This window comes from Bradyrhizobium sp. SZCCHNS2022 (assembly GCF_032377575.1).
Lineage (GTDB): Bacteria > Pseudomonadota > Alphaproteobacteria > Rhizobiales > Xanthobacteraceae > Bradyrhizobium > Bradyrhizobium aeschynomenes.
Window position 1 is genome coordinate 1,767,628 of sequence record NZ_JAUHHZ010000001.1, and the last position, 23,364, is coordinate 1,790,991.

Here is a 23,364-nt window from a genome sequence, read left to right on the forward strand (position 1 = left end):
TCATGCCGATCAACATTCTGATGCCCGCGCTGTCGCCGACGATGGAGAAGGGCAACCTCGCCCGTTGGCTCAAGAAGGAAGGCGACCAGGTCAAGTCGGGCGAGGTCATCGCCGAGATCGAGACCGACAAGGCCACGATGGAAGTCGAGGCGGTCGACGAAGGCACGCTCGCCAAGATCCTGGTGCCCGAGGGCACCCAGGACGTGCCGGTCAACGACGTGATCGCCGTGCTTGCGGGTGAGGGCGAGGACGTCAAGGCGGCCGGCAGCGCGCCGGCGGCGGCTGCGCCGAAGGCTGAAGCCAAGCCGACCGCGTCGGCGGCTCCCGCTGCGGCGCCTGCTGCCGCGCCCGCGCCCAAGCCTGCTGCGGCTCCCGCGCCGGCCGCTCCTGCGGCTGCTGCTCCTCAGGTCAACGGTCACGCGCGCGTCTTCTCATCGCCGCTGGCGCGACGTCTCGCCAAGGACGCCGGCATCGATCTCGGCCGCATCACCGGCACTGGTCCGCATGGCCGCGTCGTCGCGCGCGACGTCGAGGAGGCCAAGTCCGGCAAGGGCCTCAAGGCCGCGCCGTCGGCCGCTCCCGCTGCGGGTGCAGGCGCGCCGGCCGTGGCGCCGTCCATGTCCGACAAGCAGATCCTGGCGCTGTTCGAGCCGGGCTCCTACGAGGTCATCCCGCATGACGGCATGCGCCGCACGATCGCGCAGCGCCTGACGGCGGCGACGCAGACGGTCCCGCATTTCTATCTCACGATCGACTGCGACATCGGCAAACTGCTCGCCGCGCGCGAGGAGATCAATGCGGCCGCGCCGAAGGACAAGGAGAAGAAGCCGCTCTACAAGCTCTCGGTGAACGACTTCGTCATCAAGGCGATGGCGGTGGCGCTGCAGAAGATCCCGAACTGCAACGTCAGCTGGACCGAAGGCGGCATGGTCAAGCACAAGCATTCCGACGTCGGCGTTGCCGTGGCGATGCCGGGCGGCCTGATCACCCCGATCATCCGCAAGGCCGAGACCAAGACGCTGTCGGCCATCTCCGGCGAGATGAAGGATTTTGCCGCGCGCGCCCGCTCGCGCAAGCTGAAGCCGGAGGAATATCAGGGCGGCACCACGGCGGTGTCGAACCTCGGCATGTACGGCATCACGCACTTCACCGCGGTGATCAACCCGCCGCACGCGACGATTCTCGCGGTCGGCACGAGTGAGGAGCGGCCGGTCGTGCGCAACGGCAAGATCGAGATCGCCAGCATGATGAGCGTGACACTGTCGTGCGACCACCGCGCGATCGACGGCGCGCTCGGCGCCGAACTGATCGGCGCCTTCAAGCAGCTGATCGAGAACCCCGTGATGATGATGGTGTGAGCGGAGCGATTGACCGTCATTCCGGGGCGATGCGCCAGCATCGAACCCGGAATCTCGAGGTGAGGATATCGCAAGCCAATCTCGGGATTCCGGGTTCAAGGCCTTCGGCCTTGCCCCGGAATGACGGCGCAAGGAGCAAGGTGGGCAGAGCAAGTCGTGCCCGCTGACTAATAATGAGATCGTCGGATGGCGGAGGCGACGCAACGCGCCTTTACCTACCATCGACCTACGAATTTCAGTTGAACGGGAGCCGTCATGGCCGACACATCCTTCGACATCATCATCATCGGGTCCGGCCCGGGCGGCTACGTCGCCGCGATCCGCGCCGCGCAGCTCGGCTTCAAGACCGCGATCATCGAGAAGTCCTATCTCGGCGGCATCTGTCTGAACTGGGGCTGCATCCCGACCAAGGCGCTGCTGCGCTCGGCCGAGATCTACCACTACATGCAGCACGCCAAGGACTATGGCCTCTCTGCGGAGAAGATCTCCTACGATCCCAAGGCGGTGGTGCAGCGCTCGCGCGGCGTCTCCAAGCGCCTCAATGACGGCGTCGGCTTCCTGATGAAGAAGAACAAGATCCAGGTGATCTGGGGCCGCGCCAATATCGACGCGCCCGGCAAGATCACCGTGACCAAGTCCGACGTCGAGGCGCCCAAGGGCGCTCTGGGCGAGGGCACCTATCAGGCCAAGCACATCATCGTCGCGACCGGCGCGCGGCCGCGCGTGCTGCCGGGGCTCGAGCCGGACAAGAAGCTGGTCTGGACCTATTTCGAGGCGATGGTGCCGGACAAGATGCCGAAGTCGCTGCTCGTCGTCGGCTCCGGCGCGATCGGCATCGAGTTCGCCTCGTTCTTCCGCACCATGGGCTCCGAGGTGACGGTGGTCGAGGTGCTGCCGCAGATCCTGCCGGTCGAGGACGCCGAGATCGCCGGCCTCGCCCGCAAGCAGCTGGAGAAGCAGGGCCTCAAGATCATGACCGGCGCCAAGGTCACCAAGCTCGACAAGAAGAGCGACAGCGTGGTGGCGACGATCGACGACGGCAAGGGCAAGATCGAGACGACCGAGTTCGATCGCGTCATCTCGGCGGTCGGCGTCGTCGGCAACATCGAGAATCTCGGGCTCGAGAAGCTCGGGGTGAAGACCGACCGCGGCTGCATCGTGATCGACGGCTACGGCAAGACCAACGTCCCCGGCATTTACGCCATCGGCGACGTCGCCGGTCCCCCGATGCTCGCGCACAAGGCCGAGCATGAGGGCGTAGTCTGCATCGAGGCGATCAAGGGCCTGCATCCGCACCCGATGGACAAGAACCTCATTCCGGGCTGCACCTATTGCCATCCGCAGGTCGCTTCCGTAGGGCTCACCGAGGCCAAGGCGAAGGAGCAGGGCCGCGACATCCGAGTCGGCCGCTTCCCGTTCGTCGGCAACGGCAAGGCGATCGCGCTCGGCGAGGACCAGGGCCTGGTGAAGGTGATCTTCGACAAGAAGACGGGCCAGCTGATCGGCGCGCACATGGTCGGTGCCGAGGTGACCGAGCTGATCCAGGGCTATGTCGTGGCGATGAACCTCGAGACCACCGAGGAAGAGCTGATGCACACGGTGTTCCCGCATCCGACCCTGTCGGAGATGATGAAGGAAGCCGTGCTCGACGCCTATGGGCGTGTGCTGAACATGTAAGATGCGACGAAGCAGGAGCATCGACATCAAGACACTCGAGAGCCCTGACGGCGATGAGCGCGTGCTGATTTTGCAGCGTGCCGATGGCCACTATACCTATCGTAGGCAATGGCGCCCCGCTGCCTCACAATTCACGTACGTCGACGAGGAGGGGTGGGGACAGCCGGGTCCTGATTGCGGAATTTATGATTCAGCGGACACAGCCGAAACAGAAGCACGACAAATTGTGCCGTGGCTCAAACGCCAATTTCATTGAGGCGTGAGCTGAAGGCAGACGTAAACGAGAGGCCACGATCCGTGAAATCCAGCGACAATCTCATCACCGAGCGTCCGACCTTCGTCACCCATCTCGAATGCGCGATGGTCGAGGACCACTATCCGGCGGACCAGGTCCACAACCTGTCGAAAGCCGGCAAGCCGCTGTTGGTGCGCTACGATCTCGCCGGCGTGAAGCAGGCGCTGACCAAGGACGCGCTGGCGCAGCGCCCCGCCGACCTGTGGCGCTATCGCGAGCTGCTGCCGGTGCGAAAGTGCCAGGACATCGTCAGCCTCGGCGAGGTCATGACGCCGCTGATCAATCTGCCAAAGCTGTCGAAGAAGCTCGGCGGCGGCGAGATCATCGTCAAGGACGAGGGACGGCTGCCGACCGGCTCGTTCAAGGCGCGCGGCCTGGTGATGGCGGTGTCGATGGGCAAGGCGCTCGGCATCAAACACATGGCGATGCCGACCAACGGCAATGCCGGTGCGGCGCTCGCCGCCTACGCGACCTCCTGCGGCATCAAGACCACGATCTTCTGCCCGGCCGATACGCCCGAGGTAAACGTCAGCGAGATCGAGCTGCAGGGCGCGACCGTCTATCGCGTCAACGGCCTGATCGATGACTGCGGGAAAATCGTCGGCGAGGGCAAGGCCAAGGTCGGCTGGTTCGATACCTCGACCCTGAAGGAGCCGTACCGGATCGAGGGCAAGAAGACGATGGGGCTGGAGCTCGCCGAGCAGCTCGGCTGGGACGTGCCCGACGTGATCTTCTATCCGACCGGCGGCGGCACCGGCCTGATCGGCATGTGGAAGGCGTTCGACGAGCTCGAGAGAATTGGGTTCATCGGATCAAAACGTCCGCGCATGGTCGCGGTGCAGGCCTCCGGCTGCGCGCCGATGGTGCGCGCCTTCGAGCAGGGCGTCGAGCATGCGACGCGCTGGGAGGATGCCCACACGATCGCGTCGGGTATCCGCGTCCCGCAGGCGGTGGGGGATTTTCTCATCCTGCGCGCGGTCCGCGAGAGCAAAGGTTTCGCGATTGCGGTCGATGACGAGAAGATTTCTTCTGCGCTGAACGAGGTCTCGCGCGAGGAGGGGCTGTTGCTGTGCCCCGAGGGCGCTGCGACCTACGCCGCCTACAAGCAGAGCCTCGCCGACGGCCGCGTCACGAAGAGCGACCGCGTGATGCTGTTCAACTGCGCCACCGGACTCAAATATCCGCTGCCGAAGGTCGAGCGCACCCTCGATCGCCATCAGCCGATCGACTACACTCAGTTCTAATCGGACGGTCGGCATCGCGGCCTGGCGCCTGATCGTCTGACAAGAAGGATCAGGCCGCTCAGGGAGGACCGCGATGCGACGCCTGTTTGGCGCTGTGGTGATGGCGCTTGCCTTGTTTGTCGGTTCCGCTGCTGCGGAGACCTACCCCTCTCGCGCCATCACGGTGATCGTGCCGTTTGCCGCCGGCGGACCGTCGGACGCGATGATGCGCATCCTGGCCGAGCACATGAAGCAGACGCTCGGCCAGCCGGTGCTGGTCGAGAACGTCACCGGCGCGGGCGGATCGATCGGCGTCGGGCGCGCGGTGCGCTCCAGGCCGGATGGTTACACCGTGAGCTTCGGCCATCTCGGTACGCACGTCGCCAACGGCGCGGTCTACCGGCTCGGCTATGATCTCGTCGCCGATCTCGAGCCGGTCGTGCTGCTGCCGAGCAATCCGATGATCATCGTCAGCAAGAGCAACGTGCCGGCGAAATCGCTGTCCGAATTGCTCGCCTGGCTGAAGGCGCAGCCGAACCCTGCCTCCGCCGGCACGGCCGGCAACGGCTCCGGCAGCCATATCGCCGGGCTCTATTTCCAGCAGATCACCGGCATCAAGCTGCAATACGTACCCTATCGTGGCACGGGGCCGGCGATGAACGATCTCGTCGGCGGACAGATCGATCTCATCGTCGATCAGACCTCGAACGCCATCAACCAGGTGCGTGCCGGCATGATCCGGGCTTATGCCGTCACCGACGCCAAGCGCCTGGATACGGCCCCAGAGATTCCGACTACCGACGAAGCGGGCCTGCCGGGCTTCCACATGACGTTGTGGTCGGGACTGTGGCTGCCGAAGGGAGCGGCCAAAGATGTCGTCGAGACGCTCAATGGCGCGGCCGTCGCCGCCCTGAATGATCCGGATGTGCAAAACCAATTGAAAAACCTGGGATTGCAGATGCCGCCGGCGGATCGGCGCACCCCCGATGCGCTTGGAACCCTGCAGCGTGACGAGATCGCCAAATGGTGGCCGATGATCAGAGGCGCAGGTGTGGTGCCGGAATAGGCTGGCGGTATTTCATTCCGCCTGTGATGGTTGCGCAACAGCCACGAATGTTGCGACCTCGCCACAGTTTACGAAGTTTTGGTAACAATCTCGGGCGCTCCGCAAACGCGCCGCTTTTTGGCCACACCTGGTCGTGAAATACTTTGATCAGAATAGTACCAGTGCGTGTGAGGTAGCAAGAAATCCACTTCCAGGATTTTAGCGTTCTCCGCAGCACCGGGAGGCCAGAACAGCGATGGACGCGAAGACCGACATCAAGCGCAGGCTGCCCAGCCGTCACGTGACGGAAGGACCCGAGCGTGCGCCGCATCGGTCCTATCTCTACGCGATGGGCCTGACCACGGCCCAGATCCACCAGCCTTTCGTTGGCGTTGCTTCGTGCTGGAACGAGGCCGCGCCCTGCAACATCGCGCTGATGCGGCAGGCCCAGGCGGTGAAGAAGGGCGTTGCGCACGCCGGCGGCACGCCGCGCGAATTCTGCACCATTACCGTGACCGACGGCATCGCCATGGGCCATGACGGCATGCGCTCGTCGCTGCCGTCACGCGAGGCGATCGCCGATTCGGTCGAGCTGACGATTCGCGGCCATGCGTACGATGCGCTGGTCGGCCTGGCCGGCTGCGACAAGTCGCTGCCGGGCATGATGATGGCGATGGTCCGGCTCAACGTGCCCTCGATCTTCATCTATGGCGGCTCGATCCTGCCGGGCAATTTCCGCGGCCAGCAGGTCACCGTGCAGGACATGTTCGAGGCGGTCGGCAAGCATTCGGTCGGTCAGATGTCGGACGACGATCTCGACGAGCTCGAGCGAGTCGCCTGTCCGTCGGCCGGCGCCTGCGGCGCCCAGTTCACGGCCAACACCATGGCGACCGTGTCCGAGGCGATCGGGCTGGCGCTGCCATATTCCGCTGGTGCGCCTGCGCCCTACGAGATTCGCGACTCGTTCTGCATGACCGCCGGCGAGAAGGTCATGGAACTGATCGCCGCCAACATCCGGCCGCGGGATATCGTCACGCGGGCCGCGCTGGAGAATGCCGCGGCGGTTGTGGCGGCGTCCGGCGGGTCGACGAATGCTGCGCTGCACCTACCTGCGATTGCGCATGAGGCCGGCATCAAGTTCGACTTATTTGACGTCGCCGAAATCTTCAAAAAGACACCTTATATCGCGGATTTGAAGCCGGGTGGCCGCTATGTCGCCAAAGACATGTTCGAGGCTGGTGGCATTCCGCTCTTGATGAAGACGTTGCTCGACCATGGCTATTTGAACGGCGACTGCCTCACAGTCACCGGCCGGACGATCGCCGAAAACCTCAAAGGCGTGAAGTGGAATCCGCACCAGGACGTGGTGAGGCCGGCCGACCAGCCGATCACTGCAACCGGAGGTGTGGTCGGTCTGAAAGGCAATCTCGCGCCAGAGGGCGCGATCGTGAAAGTCGCGGGCATGTCGAACTTGAAATTCACTGGGCCGGCCCGCTGCTTCGATCGGGAAGAGGATGCCTTTGAGGCCGTGCAGAAGCGCACCTATCGCGAGGGCGAGGTGATCGTCATTCGCTATGAGGGGCCGCGCGGCGGTCCGGGCATGCGGGAAATGCTGCAGACCACGGCGGCGCTGACCGGGCAGGGCATGGGCGGCAAGATCGCGCTCATCACCGACGGCCGGTTCTCGGGCGCGACCCGCGGCTTCTGCATCGGCCATATCGGACCGGAGGCGGCGGTCGGCGGACCGATCGCGCTGGTCGAGGATGGCGACACCATCGAGATCGACGCCGAGGCAGGTATCCTTAACGTCAAGTTGAGCGATGCCGAGCTGGCGACACGCAAGACCAAGTGGACGCCGCGTGAGACCCATCACACGTCAGGTGCACTTTGGAAATATGCCCAGCAGGTTGGACCGGCCGTGGCGGGTGCCGTCACCCACCCAGGTGGTGCGCAAGAGAAGTATTGCTATGCGGACATCTGATCGGATCATTTTTGCATTGATGCTGGGGGTTGCCCCGCTCGCGTTGCCGACGTCGTCGTTCGCGTTCGATGGCGCTCCGGTCAACCAGGAGCCGGCGATTGCCGTGGCTGGACCGCAGGCCGGTGCTGGCGCGCTGCGCAAGACCGTGCCCGCGACGACCTCCTCGACGTCGCCGACCCAGTCCTTGACTGCGCTGCAATATGCTGCGGAGGAAGGCCACCCGGTCGCGCAGTTCAAGCTCGGCCGGATGTACGCCGCCGGCGACGGCGTGGCGCGCGACGACATGCGCGCCTTCGACTATTTCAGCCGCATCGCCAACGCGCATGCGGAGGACAGCCCGTCGGCGCCGCAGGCCCAGATCGTGGCCAATGCCTTCGTCGCGCTCGGCCGCTATTATCTCAGCGGCATTCCGAACACGAAGGTGAAGGCGGATCCGGATCGCGCCCGCGAGATGTTCTCCTACGCGGCGTCCTATTTCGGCAATGCCGACGCCCAGTACGATCTGGCGCGGATGTACCTGAAGACGGCAGACGCCTCGCGCGACGACTTTCGCTATGGCGCGCGCTGGCTCGGCCTCGCCGCCCAGAAGGGGCAGCATCAGGCCCAGGCCTTGCTTGGTCAGATGCTGTTCAATGGCGACCGTCTGCCCCGGCAGCCGGCGCGCGGCCTGATGTGGCTCACTCTGGCGCGCGACAGCGCCGGTCCGGACGAGGTCTGGATCAAGGAGAGCTACAACCGCGCCTTTGCCAAGGCGTCGGACGACGACCGCGCCTCGGCACTGCAGATGCTCGAGAGCTGGGTGCAGGGCAAGCGCGAGTAAGCGGAAGCGGAATGCATCGCATTCCCTCCGCGCGACGGGGGGACTGGAATGATCATCCGCGATGCGACGCCTGATGATGCCGAGGCAGCCTGCGCCGTACTACGCGCCTCCATCATCGAATTGTGCGGGGCGGATCATCGCGGCAATCCGGACATCCTCGGCCGCTGGCTCGCCAACAAGACACCGGAGATCGTCGCCAGCTGGGCCGACGGGCAGGGCCGATCGCTGCTGGTCGCGGTCGAGGAGGGAACGATTCTCGCTGTCGGCGGCCTCGCTCATCCCAACGAGATCACGGCGAACTACGTGTCGCCGCAGGCGCGTTTTCGCGGCGTGAGCTCGGCCCCGGTGGCCGCGCTGGAACAGCGAGCCGTGGCGCTCGGCGCCCGTGAGATCGAGCTGCTGAGCACCGAGACCGCGCACCGATTCTATCTCGCTCGCGGCTACGCCGACGTCGGCACGCCCGCCGGGAAGTTCGGCACAGCCGCGTCCTATCCGATGCGCAAGCTCATTGCCCCGGTGGGCTGAGTCGCACCGCGCCGCTCGTCATCATGGTCCTGTCTGCCGTTGCCCAATGATTGGGCGACGAGTGGCTGCTGTTTTGATCAGCCTTCGGCGCCCAGACCAAATTCGGCGAACTTTGATGCACAAACGACTGCGCCGGCACCGAATCGCGCTTGGCACGATTTGTGAGTGCAAGTCCTCTGCAACAGCAGAAGGCAGTACGTTTGCGCAACGTTCGGATCGGCCTGATCATTCCTCAGCGCGGCTCGGCAGGGTTGTGGGCGCCCTCGGCCGAAGCCTGTGGGCGGCTGGCCGTAACCGAGCTCAACCAGGCTGCGGGCATCCGCCGCAGGCCGGTGGAGCTCGTCGTCATCGATGCAGGTGCCAGTGGCGCCAGCGCGGGGCAGGCGGCCGCGGAGGCGGTCGATGATCTCGCGGTCGATGGCCTCGTCGGCATGCTGCCGAGCTATGCGCGCGATCCAGTCGCCCGAGCTGCGCGCGGCCGCGTGCCATTCGTCTACACGCCGCAGTTCGAAGGCCTGTCGTCGGACAGCGATGTCATGACCACCGGCGAGACCGCCGGCGAATTGCTGGCGCCCGCCATCCAGTGGCTCTCCGAGTGCAAGCGCGCCCGCCGCTTCTTTCTGTGCGGGAACGACTATATCTGGCCGCGCTCCTCGCTGCAGATCGCCAGGCGGCTGATCGCTCGATTCGGCGGCACCGTCACCGGCGAGTACTACGTGCCGGTCGGCGTGCATGACTTCGACGAGATGCTCGACCGCATCAAGGCGACGCGCAGCGATGTCGTCCTGCCGGTCTTCCTCGGCTCCGACTGCATCGCGTTCAATCGCGCCTTCTGCGCCGCCGGCCTCAGCCGCCACGTGCTGCGCTTCTCCTCGGCCTTCGACGAGACCATCGTGTATGGCCTCGACTGTAGCGAGACCGAGAACGTCTACGTGGCTTCCAGCTACTTCGCCTCGCTGCGCTCGCGCAACAATGGTGCATTTCTCGAGCGCTACTACACGGCCTATGGCGACAATCCGCCGCCGGCGAACGGCTATGGCGAGTCCTGCTACGAGGGCATTCACGCGCTGGCCGCGCTGATCGAGCGCGCCGAGAGTTTCGATGCGCGCGATCTCCGGCGCGTGTTCGGACGAACCCTGCAGGGGCGCACCGCGCGCGGCAACGAGGCCCGGCCGGTGGTCGGCGGCCGCCACCCGATCCATCTCGCCGAGCTGGACGGCTACGATTTTTCGGTCGTCGCATCGCGCTAGACCCAGGCGGCGTCAAAAAATAACTTGCCATTTCAAATATTGTAATTTTAAACTTCGTGCGGCTCGTGAACCAGCATCGCCAACCCATGGGGACCCCTTATGACTCTTTCACGCCGTCGTTTCCTGCAACGCTCGGCCATCGCGACCTCGACCTTGATCGCAGCACCTGCGGTGTTCCGCTCGGGTGCGCTCGCGGCCGAGAACCCGATCACCGTCGGCAGCCTGCACGACCAGTCCGGCCCGATCGGCACCTCCGGCACACCGATGGTCTACGCGCTGCAGCTCGCCGTTGAGGAGATCAACGCCGCGGGCGGCTTGCTCGGGCGGCCGCTGAAGGTCATGCACTACGACACCCAGTCCAACATCCAGCTGTACTCGCAATATGCCCAGCAGCTGGCCGTGAAGGACAAGGTCGACGTCGTGCATGGCGGCATCACCTCGGCCTCGCGCGAGGCCATCAGGCCGACCTTCGACCGCTTCAAGGTGCTGTACTTCTACAACACGCTGTACGAAGGCGGCGTCTGCGACCGCAACACCTTCTGCACCGGCACCACGCCGGCACAGACCGTCGAGAAGCTGGTGCCGAGCGCGATGAAGAAGGCGGGCAAGAAGGCCTACATCATCGCCGCCGACTACAATTACGGTCAGATCACCGCGAAGTGGATGACCAAATACTGCAAGGACAATGGCGGCGAGATCCTCTCGACCGACTTCTTCCCGCTCGACGTCACCAATTTCGGCTCGACCATCTCGAAGATCCAGGCGGCCAAGCCCGACCTCATCCTCTCGGCGCTGGTCGGCGGCAACCACACCGCGTTCTACCGGCAGTGGACCGCAGCCGGCATGAAGGGGAAGATCCCGATCGCCTCGACCACCTTCGGCCTCGTCAACGAGCCGTCGACGCTCGACGCCGCCGAGAGCGACGCCATCATCGGCGCCTACGGCTATTTCGAGGAGCTGACCACGCCGGCCTCCAAGAGCTTCGTCGAGAAGATCAAGAAGGCGCATCCGGACTCGCCCTACATCAGCGAGCTCGCTTCCTGCACCTATGAGGGTGTCATGCTCTGGGCCGAGGGCGTCAAGAAGGCCGGCAGCATCGACCGCATGAAGGTGATCGAAGCGCTCGAGAGCGGCCTCGTGTTCGACGGTCCGAGCGGCAAGGTCTCGCTGGACAAGCCGACCCATCACACCGTCCGCAACGCGTTCCTCGCCGAGGTGAAGGATCGCAAATGGTCGGTGCTGGAGACCTACACCGACGCCAAGCCGGCGGACACAGCGAGCGTCTGCGACCTCGTCAAGAACCCGAACGACGTCAAGCAGTACATCATCAATCTCTGACGCCTGCCGGGTCCCGCCATCCGGCGGGGCCCGGATTTTCCGGACTGCCCTGAAAGACCTGACGCATGGCGATCTACGTCATCCTCGCGCTCGACGTTCTCAATGGAATCTCATCGCTGTTCCTGCTGTGCCTGGGGCTGGCGATCATCTTCGGCATGATGAAGATCATCAACCTCGCCCATGGCGAGTTCATCATGCTGGGCGCCTATGCGACCGTGATCTCGGCGAATGCCGGGGTGAATATCTGGATCGCGATGCTGATCGTCGCGCCCTTGTTCGTCGGCATCGTCGGCCTCGTGATCGAGCGCTGCCTGATCCGCTTCCTCTACGGCCGCCTGGTCGATTCCATGCTCGCCACCTGGGGCCTCAGCCTGCTGATCATCGGCATCATCACCACGATCTACGGCAACACCCAGCAGGGCGTGCCGACGCCGCTCGGCGGCTTCTCGATCGGCTCCTACCAGTCGAGCTACTACACGCTGTTCCTCGCCTTGATGGCCGCCGTAATGATGGCGATCATCTACGGCGTGATGCGCTACACCCGCTTCGGCCTGGTCGCCCGCGCCACGATGCAGAACCCGGCAATGGCGGCGACCCTCGGCGTCAACCCGGCCCGCGTCTACATGAGCACGTTCGCGCTCGGCGCGGCCGTCACCGGTCTTGCTGGCGGCCTGCTGGCACCGGTCTCCGGCATCACGCCGGTGATGGGCGGCGCCTATGTCGCCAAGGCGTTCATGACCGTGGTCGGCGGCGGCGCCGCGATCCTGTCCGGCACGCTGTCGGCGGCGAGCCTGTTCGGCTCGGTCAACCAGGTCGGCGCCTACTTCACCACGCCCGTCTATGGCGAGGTCATCGTCTTCACCACCGCGATCGTTCTCATTCGTCTGCTGCCGCAGGGTATCTCCGGGCGCTTCTTCAAGGGGAACCTGTGATGGACAAGCGCCTTCGTCTCGCGCTCCAGGCCGCGGGGACCGTTGTCGCCATCGGCGTGATCGCGATCGTGCCGAGCGTGATCGAGCTGTTCGGCCTGATGCAGCTGACCTTGTTTGCCGCGATGTCGGTGCTGGCGCTGAGCCTGGCCTTCATCTGGGGTTATGGCGGCATCCTGTCGTTCGGCCAGACCGCCTTCTTCGGCCTCGGCGGCTACGCCTACGCAATCGCGGCCGTGAACTTCCAGGACTCGACGCCGGCGATCCTGCTGGCCATCGTGGTGCCCGCGCTGTTCGCGGCGATCCTCGGCTACTTCATCTTCTTCGGCCGCATCTCCGACGTCTATCTCGGCGTCATTACGCTCACGGTCACCCTGATCCTGTTCAACTCCGTCAACTCGACCTCGGGCGACGCTTACAAGATCGGCAAGGCGCTGCTCGGGGGCTTCAACGGCATGCCGGCGGTGCCGACCTTCAACGTGCCGTTCGATCCGTCAACGGTGCTCTCGCCGGAGCAGTCGTGGTGGACGACCGCCTATGTGCTGCTGGGCGTGTTCCTGCTGCTGCGACTCCTGCTGGCGCTGCCGGCCGGACGCATCATCGTCGCTGTCCGCGAGAACGAGGTGCGGGCGTCGCTGCTCGGCTACGATCCGCGGCTGGTGAAGTGCCTGACCTTCATCCTCGGCGGCGCCATCGCCGGCCTTGCCGGCGCGCTCTATGTCAACTGGGGCGCCTTCGTCAGCCCGACCATCTTCAGCCTGTCTTTGTCGGCGGAGATCATCATCTGGATCACCGTCGGCGGCCTCGGCACCTTGCTGGGACCGATCATCGGCTGTGTCGTCATCGAGTACATCGTCGCCTATATCGGCTCGCAGCAGCTGCTGAACTCGAACCTCGTGCTCGGCGGCGTGCTGGTCGTGTTCGTGCTGCTGCTGCCGAAAGGCATCTTCCCGACCGCGCGTGATCTGGTGATGCGGCTGATCCCGGACAAGAAACCGAAGACGAATGGCCCGCCGGTGCCATCAGCGGCGGCGCCGCATCCTGCAGGAGCCGAATGACATGGCGGACCTCGTCCCTCTGCTCAAGGCCGAACACCTGACGATGCGCTTCGGCGGCGTGGTCGCCAATGACGACATCACCTTCACCTTGCAGGAAATGGAGCTGCGCTGCCTGATCGGCCCGAACGGCGCCGGCAAGAGCACCTTCTTCAAGACGCTGACCGGACAGCTGGTGCCGACGTCGGGCAGCATTGCGTTCCGCGGCATGCCGATCGCGGGCAAGCTGTCGCATGAGATCGCGCGTATGGGCATCGGCATCAAGACCCAGGTCCCGAACGTCTTCAACGGCCTCTCGGTACGCGAGAACATCTGGATGGCGGTGCGCCGCAAGGCGACACCGCGGCAGCAGGGTCCGGCGGTCGACGCCGTGCTGGAAATGATCCGCCTGACGGACTACGCTGACAGCATCGTCGCGACGCTCTCCCACGGCCAGCGCCAATGGGTGGAGATCGGCATGGTGCTCGCCGCCGAGCCCGAACTGATCCTGCTCGACGAGCCCGCCGCCGGAATGACCGACGAGGAGACGTTTCATACGGCCGCGATCATCCGCGAGATCAACCAGACCCGTGCCATCGTCGTCGTCGAGCACGACATGGAGTTCATCAAGCAGATCGCCAAGCGCGTCACCGTGTTCCACCAGGGCCGCGTGCTGGTCGAGGACACCGTCGACAAGGTGCTCGCCGATCAGCGCGTGCGCGACGTCTATCTCGGCAAGAAGGTGGCGGCATGAGCGCGCTTCTCGAGGTCAAGGGTCTCAAATCCGGCTATGGCCGGATCCCGATCCTGTTCGGCGTCGATCTCACGGTCGCCGACGGCGAGTATCTCGGCATTCTCGGCCACAACGGCATGGGCAAGACCACGGCGCTGCGTACCTTGATGGGGCACCTGCCGACCACCGACGGCTCGGTCGTGTTCGCCGGCAAGACCATCACGCATCTCAAGCCGCATGAGCGCTCCAGGCTCGGCATCGGCCTGGTGCCGCAGGGCCGCGAGATCTTCCCGGATCTTTCGGTCATGGAAAACCTGCGCATGGGTCTCGCCGCGGCGCCGAAGGAGGACCGCGGCGTCATTGACGCCGTGCTGCAGGATTTCCCGCGCCTGGTGCGGCTGCTCGACCGCCGCGGCGGCGCGCTGTCCGGCGGCGAGCAGCAATTGCTGGCGCTGGCACGCTGCCTCTGCACCAAGCCGAAGCTGATCCTGCTGGACGAGCCGACCGAAGGCATCCAGCCCTCCATCATCGAGGAGATCATCGAGACCTTGCTGGCGCTGAAGACGCGATGGAAGATGTCGCTGATCGTCGTCGAGCAGAACCTCGAATTCATCACGTCGTTGTCGGACCGCATCCTGCACATCCAGAAGGGACGCATCACCGAGGAACTCGACCGTGAGACTTTATTGGCCCGGGAAGGTCAGATGATCCCGAGCTAGCGAATTCCGGCGCGGCTGCGCCGGCGCAACTGAACTGCACACGCCTGTCTCTGCTCCAGCTTATCCTCACAAGAAAGGATGACTCATGTCCATCAAACGCCCGAATGCCGAGGAAGTCGCCGATCTCGCCGCCAGCCTGCACATGAACATGACGGTCGAGGAGGCCGCCGAATATCTGTCGCTGATGGGCGGCATGTTCGATCAGTACGACATCATCGACGAACTGCCGAACCCGCTGCCGCCGGTGAAATATCCGCGCACACCGGGCGCCAAGCCGCCGGCCAAGGAGAACAAGTACAACGCCTGGGCGATCAAGACCGAGGTGAAGGGCGCAGGTTCCGGCAAGCTCGCCGGCCGCACCGTCGTGCTGAAGGACAACGTCGCGCTCGCCGGCGTCCCCATGATGAACGGCTCGACCACCCTCGAAGGCTTCATTCCCGCCGCTGACGCCACCATCGTCTCGCGCATCCTCGATGCCGGCGGCACCATCGTCGGCAAGGCCGTCTGCGAGCACTTCTGCCTGTCCGGCGGCAGCCACACCTCCGATCCGGCGCCGGTGCACAACCCCTGGAAGATGGGCTATTCGGCCGGCGGCTCGTCCTCGGGCAGCGCCGCGCTGGTGGCGGCCGGCGAGGTCGATATGTCCATTGGCGGCGACCAGGGCGGCTCGATCCGTATCCCCGCGTCCTATTGCGGCATCTACGGCATGAAGGCGACCCACGGCCTCGTGCCCTACACCGGCGTGATGCCGATCGAGTCGACGATCGACCACACCGGACCGATGACGGCCAACGTCAAGGACAATGCGCTGCTGCTCGAAGTGCTGGCCGGCGCCGACGGTCTCGATCCACGGCAATACGCGCCGAAGGTCTCGGCATACACCGAGGCGCTCGGCAAGGGCGTCAAGGGCCTCAAGATCGGCGTGCTCAAGGAAGGCTTCAGCGCGCCGAACATGCAGGAGGGCGTGGTCAGCAAGGTCAAGGCCGGCGCTGAGCGCTTCGCCAAGATGGGCGCCTCCGTGTCGGAGGTCTCGATCCCCGAGCACATGCATGCGCTGGCGGCGTGGAATCCGATCACGCTGGAAGGCTTCCTGGTGCAGATGATGCTCGGCAACGGCATGGGCTTCAACTGGAAGGGCCTCTATGATGTCGGCCTGCTCGACACGCATTCCGGCTGGCGCAACCGCGCCGACGATCTCTCTGTGACCTTGAAGCTGACCATGCTGGTCGGTCAGTGGGGTCTCGAGCACTATCGCGGCCGCTACTACGCCAAGTCGCGCAACATCGCGATCCAGGCCAAGGCGGCCTATGACGCCATGTTCGGCTCCTATGATCTCCTGCTGATGCCGACCTTGCCCTGCGTCGCCACCCCGATCCCGGCCAAGGACGCACCGCTCGCCGAAGTCGTGCAGCGCGCCTTCGAGATGACCGCGACGACGAGCCCGTTCGACGTCACCGGCCATCCCGCGATGACCGTGCCGTGCGGCCTCTCCGATGGCCTGCCGGTCGGCTTGATGCTGATCGGCAAGGACTACGCCGAGTCCACGATCTACCAGGCGGCGGCGGCGTTCGAGGCCGACGGCGACTGGAAGACCTTCTGATGATCACCATCACCGCGGTCATCAGGGCCAAGGCGGGACACGAGGCCACGATGCGCGACGCCCTCGTCGCCGTTGCGGCCCATGTCGCGGCCAACGAGCCGGAGACGATCGGGTTCTTCATCTCGCAGAGCGAGACCGAGCCCGGTCTGTTCACCACCTATGAGCGCTTCGCCGACAAGGCCGCGATGGACCGCCACAACGGCTCCGCCGCGGTGGCGACCTTCTTCGGCATCGCCAAGCCGATCCTCGACGGCGAGGTCATTCTCGTGACCTCGCAGGAGGTGTCGGCGACGATGCGGTAGGGGGAGGCGAGAGAGGCGAGTCCGCCAATCGCCTTCGAGACGCCCGCCAAGGGGCGGGCTCCTCAGAACGAGGGCGGTGGGTGTGGTGCGGTGAAATATCGTGGGTATCAAGACTCGACCAATAGGGATGGACTTCGGCCGGGCAAGCCCCGACGGCTCTCAACTACGTCAATGAGCACGTTCTCCATGATCAGTTGTTCGGATAGTCCAGCACGAGGCTCGCTGCTCGCCTCTCCCCGCGTGCGGGGAGAGGCCGGATTGCATCGAAGATGCAATCCGGGTGAGGGGGGCTGTCCGCTGGGTCCGGTGCCCGTGGCCGCCCCTCACCCCAGCCCTCTCCCCGTGAAGAACGGGGAGAGGGAGCACACCGACATCGCCGAGCCGCTCTCGATTTTCAACCCTCATGGTGAGGAGCCCATCCCTTGGCGGGCGTCTCGAACCATGAGGCCCCAATCGAACCTCGAGCGCTGAACAACAAAGAGGACCACCGCCGATGCTCCGTCTGCACGGCATCATGGGACGCGCCGACGACAAGATCTACGCGCGGCAACTGCACACGCTGGAGCATCGCGGCGGCATCGAGCTGTTGTTCGTGCCGCCGGAAGATTCCGGCCGCAAGCGCTTCCGCCTGACCACCGATCGCGGCACGGACTGCGCCGTCAGCCTCGACCGCGACGAGGAACTCATCGACGGCGCGCTGCTGCATCTCGACTCCGACCGCGCGATCATCGCCCGTTTCGGCGAGCAGCAGGTGCTGCGCCTGAAGGCGCGCGACGAGGCGAGCGCGCTGAAGCTCGGCTGGCATGCCGGCAATCTGCACTGGCGCGTCCGCTTCGAGGGCGACTGCCTCGCCGTCCTGCTCGACGCGCCGCTTGCCACCTACCGCGCCCGCATCCAGCCGCTGCTCGAGGCCGGCGAGGTGGTGGAGCGCGACCATGTTTGACCGCGGCGAGACGCTAGCCTTGCTGCAGCTTGGCGACAGCGCCTTTCCCGCCGGGGGTTTTGCGTTCTCCTGGGGCATTGAGGGCCTGGCGGCCGATGGGCTGCTGTCCGGTCGCCGCGATCTCGACGGCGTCATCGCAGACCATCTCGCGCAGCGCTGGGCCAGCATGGATCGCATTCTCCTGCGCCGCGCGTGGCACGCGAGCGACAGCGACGCGATCGCTTCCGTCGACCGTCTCGCCGAGGCCACCACACCGTCGGCCGAGATGCGCGAGGGATCGCGGCGCGCGGGCAGGGCGCTGCTCGGCGTCTGGGTCAAGCTCGCAGGTCCGCTGTCGGTGTCCTATCGCGCACGCGTCTCGGCAGATCCGAGGCTTGGGCACCTCGCCGTGGTGCAGGCGATCACCGGCCGTGACGCCGGCCTGAGCCTTGATGCCGCCGAGCTGGTCTCAGGCTGGACCTTGATCACTGGCCTCGTCAGCGCCGCCGTCCGGCTCGGCCTGATCGGTCACATCGACGCGCAGCAGAGCCTCGCGCGTGCCCGCACGATTCTCGCTGATCTGCTCACTGAGACGCCCGACGCCGACGCGATGCCGTCGAGCTTCACGCCCTTCATTGATATCACCGTGTCGCGCGGGCCGTTGCGGCACGTGCGGATGTTCACGACCTGAGGTGCCCTGGCCATGATGAACCTGTCGCCGACGGAGCTCGATCGTCTCGTCATCTTCAACGCCGCGCAGATGGCGCGGCGCAATCGCCAGCTGGGCATCAAGCTCAGCCATCCCGAGGCGGTCGCCTACATCACCGATGAGGTGATGACCGCGGCGCGCCGCAATCTGCCCTATGCCGAGATCCGCGACATGGCGGGACGGCTGCTCACGACCGATGACGTCGAGCCCGGTGTCGCCCAGATGATTCCGATGCTCTATGTCGAGCTGATGTTCGCCGAGGGCACCAAGGTGATGGCGCTGTTCGAGCCGATCCAGCCCGCGGAAGGCGCTGCAACTGACGACGTCGTCCCCGGCGAGATCATCGCCGGCGGCGACGACATCGCAATGTTCACGGAGCTGCCGGCGGTCACCATCGACGTCGTCAACACCGGGGATCGCGACATCCAGGTCCGCAGCCACACCCATTTCTTCGAGGTCAACCGCGCGCTGCGCTTCGACCGCGCCGCCGCCTGGGGCATGAAGATCGACCGTCCGGCGGGTTTGGGCATCCGCTTCGAGCCGGGCGTTTTCAAGTCGGTGCGGCTGGTCCCGATCACCGGCGACCGGATCGTGCGCGGCCAGGCCGGGCTGGTCAACGGTCCGCTCGACGCCCCCGGCGCGCGCGACGCCGCGCTGAAGCTCGCGCAGTCGCGCGGCTATCTCGGAGCTTGAGCCATGGCCACGTTGACCCGCAAAGCCTATGCCGAGCTATATGGCCCAACCAAGGGCGACCTCGTCCGGCTCGCCGACACCAGCCTGCTGGCTGAGATCGAGCACGACTACACCACCTACGGCCATGAACTCCTGGTCGGCGCCGGCAAGAACATCCGCGACGGCGAGGCCGTCGCCGCGCACCGGACGTCCACTCACAAGGCGCTCGACGTCGTCGTCAAGAACGCGACCATCGTCGATGCCGTCATCGGCATCGTGAAGGCCGATATCGGCATCCGCGATGGCCGCATCGTCGGCATCGGCAAGGCCGGCAATCCCGACATCATGCCGGACGTGCATCCCGACATGGTGGTCGGCCATACCACCGCGCCGATCGCCGGCGGTCCGTTCATCGTCACCGCCGGCGCGATCGAGAGCCACGCGCATCTGATTTCGCCGGAGCAGTCCGATCATGCGCTCGCCGGCGGCACCACCACGATGGTCGGCAATGGCTCGGGGCCGGTGTTCGACGTCGGTTCAGGCTCTGGGCCGAACTTCGGCCACTTCCTCAACTCGATCGAGTTCTCACCGCTGAACTACGCGCTGTTCGGCCGTGGCGGCTCCAACCCGGAAGCAGTCGAGGAGGCGGTCGCCGCAGGTGGCATGTCGGTCAAGATCCACGAGGATTTTGGCGCAGCGCCTGACGTCATCGACAAGACGCTGATCGCGGCCGACCGCAACGATTTCGCGGTCCATCTGCATACCGACTCGATCAACGAATACGGCTTCTGCGAGGACACGATGGCGGCGGTCGATGGCCGCACCATCCACATGTACCACGTCGAGGGCGCCGGCGGCGGCCACGCGCCCGATCTGCTCAAGGTCGTGTCGTGGGCCAACGTCATTCCGTCCTCGACCAACCCGACCAATCCCTACACCTCCTACGGGATGGAGGAGGGCGTGCCGATGACGATGATCTGTCATCAGCTCAACTACAATTCGCCCGAGGATGTCATGTTCGGTGAGTCCAGGGTGCGCGCGCAGTCGATGGCGGCGGAGGATTTCCTGCATGACATGGGCGCGATCTCGATCTTCGGCACGGACACGCAAGGCATGGGCCGGCTCGCCGAGAACGTCGCCAAATGCTGGCAGCTCGCCAGCGTCATGAAGAACCGCATCGGCCGGCTGTCTGAGGAGACGACTGTTCGCGCCGACAACGAGCGTATCAAGCGCTATGTCGCCAAGCTGACGATCAATCCCGCGATCGCGGTCGGCATCGATCATGTCGTGGGCTCGATCGAGGTCGGCAAGATGGCCGATCTCGTGCTGTGGCCGCGCGCCTCGTTCGGGCTCAAGCCCTACATGGTGATCAAGAACGGTTTTCCGGTGTGGGCCGCGATGGGCGACGGCAATGGCAGCCTTGGGCTCTCCGAGCCGATGATCCAGAAGCGGATGTGGGGCGCGCTGGGCGCCGCGCCGCAGCGGCTCGGCGTGAACTTCATGTCCAAGCTCGCGGTCGACGCCGGCGTCCGCGACAGGCTGGGACTCGGACGCGAGACCTTGCAGATCAAGAATGTCCGCCGCCTGCGCAAGACCGACATGGTCCGCAACGCCGCGATGCCGCATGTCGAGGTCGATCCGCAGACTTTCGAGGTGCGCGCCGATGGCAAGCTCTTGATGTGTCCGCCTGCCACGACCGTGCCGCTCGCCAGGAGGTTCATGCTGCGATGAGCCGTCTCGCTCTCACCCGCGCCGATGCCCCGATGACCGCCGCGCGCGTCGGCATCGGCGGCCCCGTTGGCTCCGGCAAGACCGCGCTGGTCGAGCAGCTGATCCCTGCGCTGCAGGCGCGCGGCATCGACATCGCCGTCATCACCAACGATCTCGTCACCGCCGAGGATGCCGAGCGCGTGCGCCGCTCCGGCCTGATCGACCCCGAGCGCGTCTCGGCGGTGGAGGCGGGCGCCTGTCCGCACACCGTGATCCGCGAGGACCCGACGCTGAACATCGAGGCGGCCGACGAATTGGAGCGGCGCTTTCCCGGCCTCGAGCTGATCCTGCTGGAGAGCGGCGGCGACAATCTCGCCTCGACGTTCTCGCGCGACTTGACCGATTTCTGGATGTTCGTGATCGACGTCGCCGGTGGCGACGACATCCCGCGCAAGCGCGGCCCCGGCGTGATCCGCGCCGATCTCTTGGTCATCAACAAGGTCGATCTCGCCCCGCATGTCGGCGTCGACATCGCCCGGATGCAGCGCGAGGCCACGGAGGTGCGCGGCGGCCGGCCGGTGCTGCTGACCAACTGCCGGCGTGGCGAGGGGATCGACGCGATCGTCGATCTGCTCGAGCGCGAGGTGCTGTTCCGCACGTGAGTGATCTTGGCCCAGAGAAGCCGCGGCTCGATCTGTCCTTCGTCCGCCGCGGCGGCCGCACCGCTATCGACCGGCGGCTGTTCGCCTGGCCGTTCGTGCTGACGCGCAGCTTCCACACCGATGCCGCGCGGCCGGATGTCCTCAGCGTCATCCTGCAAACCGGCAGCGGCGCCGTGCATGGCGAGGACCGGCTGACGCAGCGCTTCACCCTGCATGCCGGCGCGGCCGTGTGCGTGACCACGCAGGGTGCGACCTCGGTGCATCGCGCCGAGCCGGGCGCGCGGGCCGTGGAGCAGGTGCTGCTGCATGTCGCGGCCGGTGCGTCGCTCGACTATCGGCCGGAGCCGCGCATCCTGTTTCCCGACGCCGCCTTGCGCCAGGTGCTCGAGCTGGAGTATGCGGCCGATGCCTCGGCGCTCGTCACCGACGCGTTCACCATGCACGACCCCGACGGGCAGGGGCGCTTGTTCCGCGAGCTCGATTCCATGCTCATCGTCCGGCGGCAAGGGCAGGAGCCACTGCTGATCGACCGGATGCATCTGCGCGATCCCACGAGCGCGCCGTTCAACGGGCGCCGCGCGTTCGGCTCAGCCGTGCTCATGCTGCTGCAGACGCACGACCGTGCCGCGCTTCGCCTGCGCCTTGCCGACGCGTTCTCGCGCATCGATGATCTCTATGCGGCCGCGAGCCTGCTGCCGGACAGCGCCGGCGTCGGCGTTCGGCTCGCGGCTCGCGAGGTGCGCCAGCTACGCGCCGGCTTCGACGCGATCGCAGCGCTGGTCCGTGAGATCGATCTCGGCGTGCGCGTCGCTCAGGCGCCGAGCGCAGCCGCCACCGCGCGGCCGACCGCAGCGTGAGCCGCATTGCGCTTGTCGTCACCGGCCTTGGTCTCGGTGAGATAGCAGCTCACGATCACAGGGGCGCGGCCCGTCGGCCAGATCACCGCGACGTCGTTGCTGCTGCCGTTGTCGCCGGCGCCGGTCTTGTCGCCGACGCGCCATGATCCAGGCAGGCCGGCGCGCAGCTTGGCGGCGCCGGTCTTGCAGCCGATCAGCCAGCCATTCAGGACATCGCGCGACGCGCCCGACAACGTGTTTCCGGTCGTGAGCTTCGCCAAGGTCTGCGCCATGGCTGCCGGCGTCGTCGTGTCCCTGGGATCACCCGCCACGCTCTCATTGAGGGTAGGCTCGATGCGGTCGAGCCGGGTGATCGCGTCGCCTAAGCCGCGGATCGCGCGCGTGAGCCCGGCCGGGCCGCCGAGCGTCGCAAGCAGAAGGTTCGCCGCCGTGTTGTCGCTGAGCGTCACGGTCGCTTCGCAGAGTTCGCCGATCGAGAGGCCCGATGTTCCGACATGCAGCTTGGTGACCGGCGCGTAGGACAGGATGTCCGCTTGCGTGATCGGGAGCCGCCGCGAGAGCTGCTCGGCGCCAGTATCGACCTTGGCCAGGATTGCAGCCGCCAGCAGCGCCTTGAAGGTGCTGCACATCGGGAACCTTTCGTCGAGCCGATGGCCGCTGAGCGCGCCGCTTGCGGTGTCCAACAGCGCGACGCCGAGACGCCCGCCGCTGTCGGTCTCGATGCCCGCGATGGTCTCTTGGAAGTCGGCTGCGAAGGCCGGCCTGACCAACAGAGGTACGAGTGCGAGCGGAAACAATTGCCGCCGTGTGTAGATGGTCAATGGAGGTTCCTGACAGCGATCCCGGATATCCTACACTATCTCGGCGCAGCGGCTGAACCAAGCGGGAGACGCTGTTGACGAAGATAGATCACGTGCGCTACCTTAGGTTGTTGTTGAAATATTGCCCGCCTCAAGCCCGTCGAACGGGACGTGATCGAGGGCACCATCGATTTTGATTCACA

General features: G+C 65.6%; 22 protein-coding genes. 21 read left to right on the forward strand and 1 reads right to left on the reverse strand.

Translation table 11 applies throughout. The annotated features are described in order from the left end of the window. Positions 1-2 precede the first annotated feature (2 nt). From QXZ94_RS07740 to QXZ94_RS07840, 21 genes are all read left to right on the forward strand, one after another. Positions 3-1,358: a pyruvate dehydrogenase complex dihydrolipoamide acetyltransferase gene (locus QXZ94_RS07740; RefSeq protein ID WP_315719923.1), complete on the forward strand. Its 1,356-nt coding sequence runs from the start codon at positions 3-5 to the stop codon at positions 1,356-1,358. A gap of 255 nt (positions 1,359-1,613) precedes the next feature. Further along, positions 1,614-3,035, forward strand: coding sequence for a dihydrolipoyl dehydrogenase (gene lpdA, locus QXZ94_RS07745; RefSeq protein ID WP_315719924.1), 1,422 nt, complete (start codon positions 1,614-1,616; stop codon positions 3,033-3,035). A 297-nt stretch (positions 3,036-3,332) separates the two neighbouring features. Continuing rightward, entirely contained in the window at positions 3,333-4,574 is a 1,242-nt protein-coding gene (locus QXZ94_RS07750; RefSeq protein WP_315719925.1) for a threonine synthase, read from the forward strand. 73 nt (positions 4,575-4,647) lie between these two features. Beyond that, positions 4,648-5,619, forward strand: a complete 972-nt coding sequence (locus tag QXZ94_RS07755) for a tripartite tricarboxylate transporter substrate binding protein BugD (protein WP_315719926.1) — start codon at positions 4,648-4,650, stop codon at positions 5,617-5,619. 235 nt (positions 5,620-5,854) lie between these two features. Next, entirely contained in the window at positions 5,855-7,579 is a 1,725-nt protein-coding gene (ilvD, locus tag QXZ94_RS07760) for a dihydroxy-acid dehydratase (RefSeq protein WP_315719927.1), read from the forward strand. Between the two features lie 103 nt (positions 7,580-7,682). Further along, positions 7,683-8,399 carry a tetratricopeptide repeat protein gene (locus tag QXZ94_RS07765; protein WP_376698633.1) on the forward strand — a complete coding sequence of 239 codons (717 nt, stop codon included), beginning with the start codon at positions 7,683-7,685 and terminating at the stop codon, positions 8,397-8,399. Between the two features lie 48 nt (positions 8,400-8,447). Then, positions 8,448-8,924: a GNAT family N-acetyltransferase gene (locus tag QXZ94_RS07770; protein ID WP_315719928.1), complete on the forward strand. Its 477-nt coding sequence runs from the start codon at positions 8,448-8,450 to the stop codon at positions 8,922-8,924. 200 nt (positions 8,925-9,124) lie between these two features. Beyond that, the gene (locus QXZ94_RS07775) at positions 9,125-10,174 is read left to right on the forward strand and encodes a substrate-binding domain-containing protein (RefSeq protein ID WP_315719929.1); all 1,050 of its coding nucleotides are present in this window, start codon (positions 9,125-9,127) and stop codon (positions 10,172-10,174) included. 99 nt (positions 10,175-10,273) lie between these two features. Next, positions 10,274-11,512 (forward strand): ABC transporter substrate-binding protein, encoded by a 1,239-nt coding sequence (locus QXZ94_RS07780; protein WP_172131936.1) that lies wholly within the window; start codon positions 10,274-10,276, stop codon positions 11,510-11,512. A 65-nt stretch (positions 11,513-11,577) separates the two neighbouring features. Next, entirely contained in the window at positions 11,578-12,444 is an 867-nt protein-coding gene (locus QXZ94_RS07785; RefSeq protein WP_315719930.1) for an ABC transporter permease subunit, read from the forward strand. Next, complete coding sequence (locus tag QXZ94_RS07790) at positions 12,444-13,499, forward strand: branched-chain amino acid ABC transporter permease (protein ID WP_315719931.1); 1,056 nt, start codon at positions 12,444-12,446, stop codon at positions 13,497-13,499. Before QXZ94_RS07785 ends, QXZ94_RS07790 begins: the two co-directional genes overlap by 1 nt. 1 nt (position 13,500) lies before the next feature. After that, on the forward strand, positions 13,501-14,229 hold the full coding sequence (locus QXZ94_RS07795; RefSeq protein ID WP_315719932.1) for an ATP-binding cassette domain-containing protein: 729 nt from the start codon (positions 13,501-13,503) through the stop codon (positions 14,227-14,229). Continuing rightward, a complete protein-coding gene (locus QXZ94_RS07800) occupies positions 14,226-14,927 on the forward strand; it encodes an ABC transporter ATP-binding protein (protein WP_315719933.1) in 702 nt (233 codons plus the stop codon). The genes QXZ94_RS07795 and QXZ94_RS07800 overlap by 4 nt, the downstream gene beginning before the upstream one ends. 85 nt (positions 14,928-15,012) lie before the next feature. Beyond that, positions 15,013-16,527, forward strand: a complete 1,515-nt coding sequence (locus tag QXZ94_RS07805; RefSeq protein ID WP_315719934.1) for an amidase — start codon at positions 15,013-15,015, stop codon at positions 16,525-16,527. Next, entirely contained in the window at positions 16,527-16,829 is a 303-nt protein-coding gene (locus QXZ94_RS07810) for a putative quinol monooxygenase (RefSeq protein ID WP_006614371.1), read from the forward strand. The genes QXZ94_RS07805 and QXZ94_RS07810 overlap by 1 nt, the downstream gene beginning before the upstream one ends. Positions 16,830-17,322: 493 nt before the next feature. Continuing rightward, positions 17,323-17,772, forward strand: a complete 450-nt coding sequence (gene ureE, locus QXZ94_RS07815) for an urease accessory protein UreE (RefSeq protein WP_315719935.1) — start codon at positions 17,323-17,325, stop codon at positions 17,770-17,772. Then, positions 17,765-18,442, forward strand: a complete 678-nt coding sequence (locus QXZ94_RS07820; RefSeq protein ID WP_315719936.1) for an urease accessory protein UreF — start codon at positions 17,765-17,767, stop codon at positions 18,440-18,442. The genes ureE and QXZ94_RS07820 overlap by 8 nt, the downstream gene beginning before the upstream one ends. 12 nt (positions 18,443-18,454) lie before the next feature. Next, positions 18,455-19,153 carry an urease subunit beta gene (ureB, locus tag QXZ94_RS07825; protein ID WP_315719937.1) on the forward strand — a complete coding sequence of 233 codons (699 nt, stop codon included), beginning with the start codon at positions 18,455-18,457 and terminating at the stop codon, positions 19,151-19,153. Between the two features lie 3 nt (positions 19,154-19,156). After that, the gene (gene ureC, locus QXZ94_RS07830; protein ID WP_315719938.1) at positions 19,157-20,863 is read left to right on the forward strand and encodes an urease subunit alpha; all 1,707 of its coding nucleotides are present in this window, start codon (positions 19,157-19,159) and stop codon (positions 20,861-20,863) included. Continuing rightward, entirely contained in the window at positions 20,860-21,504 is a 645-nt protein-coding gene (gene ureG, locus QXZ94_RS07835) for an urease accessory protein UreG (RefSeq protein ID WP_315719939.1), read from the forward strand. The genes ureC and ureG overlap by 4 nt, the downstream gene beginning before the upstream one ends. Continuing rightward, positions 21,501-22,361, forward strand: coding sequence for an urease accessory protein UreD (locus QXZ94_RS07840; RefSeq protein ID WP_315719940.1), 861 nt, complete (start codon positions 21,501-21,503; stop codon positions 22,359-22,361). The genes ureG and QXZ94_RS07840 overlap by 4 nt, the downstream gene beginning before the upstream one ends. On the opposite strand, the gene bla is transcribed toward QXZ94_RS07840, so the two are convergent. Continuing rightward, on the reverse strand, positions 22,316-23,182 hold the full coding sequence (gene bla / locus QXZ94_RS07845; protein WP_315719941.1) for a class A beta-lactamase: 867 nt from the start codon (positions 23,180-23,182) through the stop codon (positions 22,316-22,318). The genes QXZ94_RS07840 and bla overlap by 46 nt on opposite strands. Positions 23,183-23,364: the final 182 nt, after the last annotated feature.

Bases quoted from the DNA above. Each gene is read 5' to 3' on its own strand.
- QXZ94_RS07785 (WP_315719930.1), top strand. From the start codon at position 11,578: ATGGCGATCTACGTCATCCTCGCGCTCGACGTTCTCAATGGAATCTCA.
- ureG (WP_315719939.1), top strand. From the start codon at position 20,860: ATGAGCCGTCTCGCTCTCACCCGCGCCGATGCCCCGATGACCGCCGCG.
- QXZ94_RS07810 (WP_006614371.1), top strand. From the start codon at position 16,527: ATGATCACCATCACCGCGGTCATCAGGGCCAAGGCGGGACACGAGGCC.
- QXZ94_RS07800 (WP_315719933.1), top strand. From the start codon at position 14,226: ATGAGCGCGCTTCTCGAGGTCAAGGGTCTCAAATCCGGCTATGGCCGG.
- ureC (WP_315719938.1), top strand. From the start codon at position 19,157: ATGGCCACGTTGACCCGCAAAGCCTATGCCGAGCTATATGGCCCAACC.
- ureE (WP_315719935.1), top strand. From the start codon at position 17,323: ATGCTCCGTCTGCACGGCATCATGGGACGCGCCGACGACAAGATCTAC.
- lpdA (WP_315719924.1), top strand. From the start codon at position 1,614: ATGGCCGACACATCCTTCGACATCATCATCATCGGGTCCGGCCCGGGC.
- QXZ94_RS07805 (WP_315719934.1), top strand. From the start codon at position 15,013: ATGTCCATCAAACGCCCGAATGCCGAGGAAGTCGCCGATCTCGCCGCC.
- QXZ94_RS07795 (WP_315719932.1), top strand. From the start codon at position 13,501: ATGGCGGACCTCGTCCCTCTGCTCAAGGCCGAACACCTGACGATGCGC.
- QXZ94_RS07755 (WP_315719926.1), top strand. From the start codon at position 4,648: ATGCGACGCCTGTTTGGCGCTGTGGTGATGGCGCTTGCCTTGTTTGTC.
- QXZ94_RS07740 (WP_315719923.1), top strand. From the start codon at position 3: ATGCCGATCAACATTCTGATGCCCGCGCTGTCGCCGACGATGGAGAAG.
- QXZ94_RS07820 (WP_315719936.1), top strand. From the start codon at position 17,765: ATGTTTGACCGCGGCGAGACGCTAGCCTTGCTGCAGCTTGGCGACAGC.
- QXZ94_RS07770 (WP_315719928.1), top strand. From the start codon at position 8,448: ATGATCATCCGCGATGCGACGCCTGATGATGCCGAGGCAGCCTGCGCC.
- ilvD (WP_315719927.1), top strand. From the start codon at position 5,855: ATGGACGCGAAGACCGACATCAAGCGCAGGCTGCCCAGCCGTCACGTG.
- QXZ94_RS07780 (WP_172131936.1), top strand. From the start codon at position 10,274: ATGACTCTTTCACGCCGTCGTTTCCTGCAACGCTCGGCCATCGCGACC.
- ureB (WP_315719937.1), top strand. From the start codon at position 18,455: ATGATGAACCTGTCGCCGACGGAGCTCGATCGTCTCGTCATCTTCAAC.
- QXZ94_RS07790 (WP_315719931.1), top strand. From the start codon at position 12,444: ATGGACAAGCGCCTTCGTCTCGCGCTCCAGGCCGCGGGGACCGTTGTC.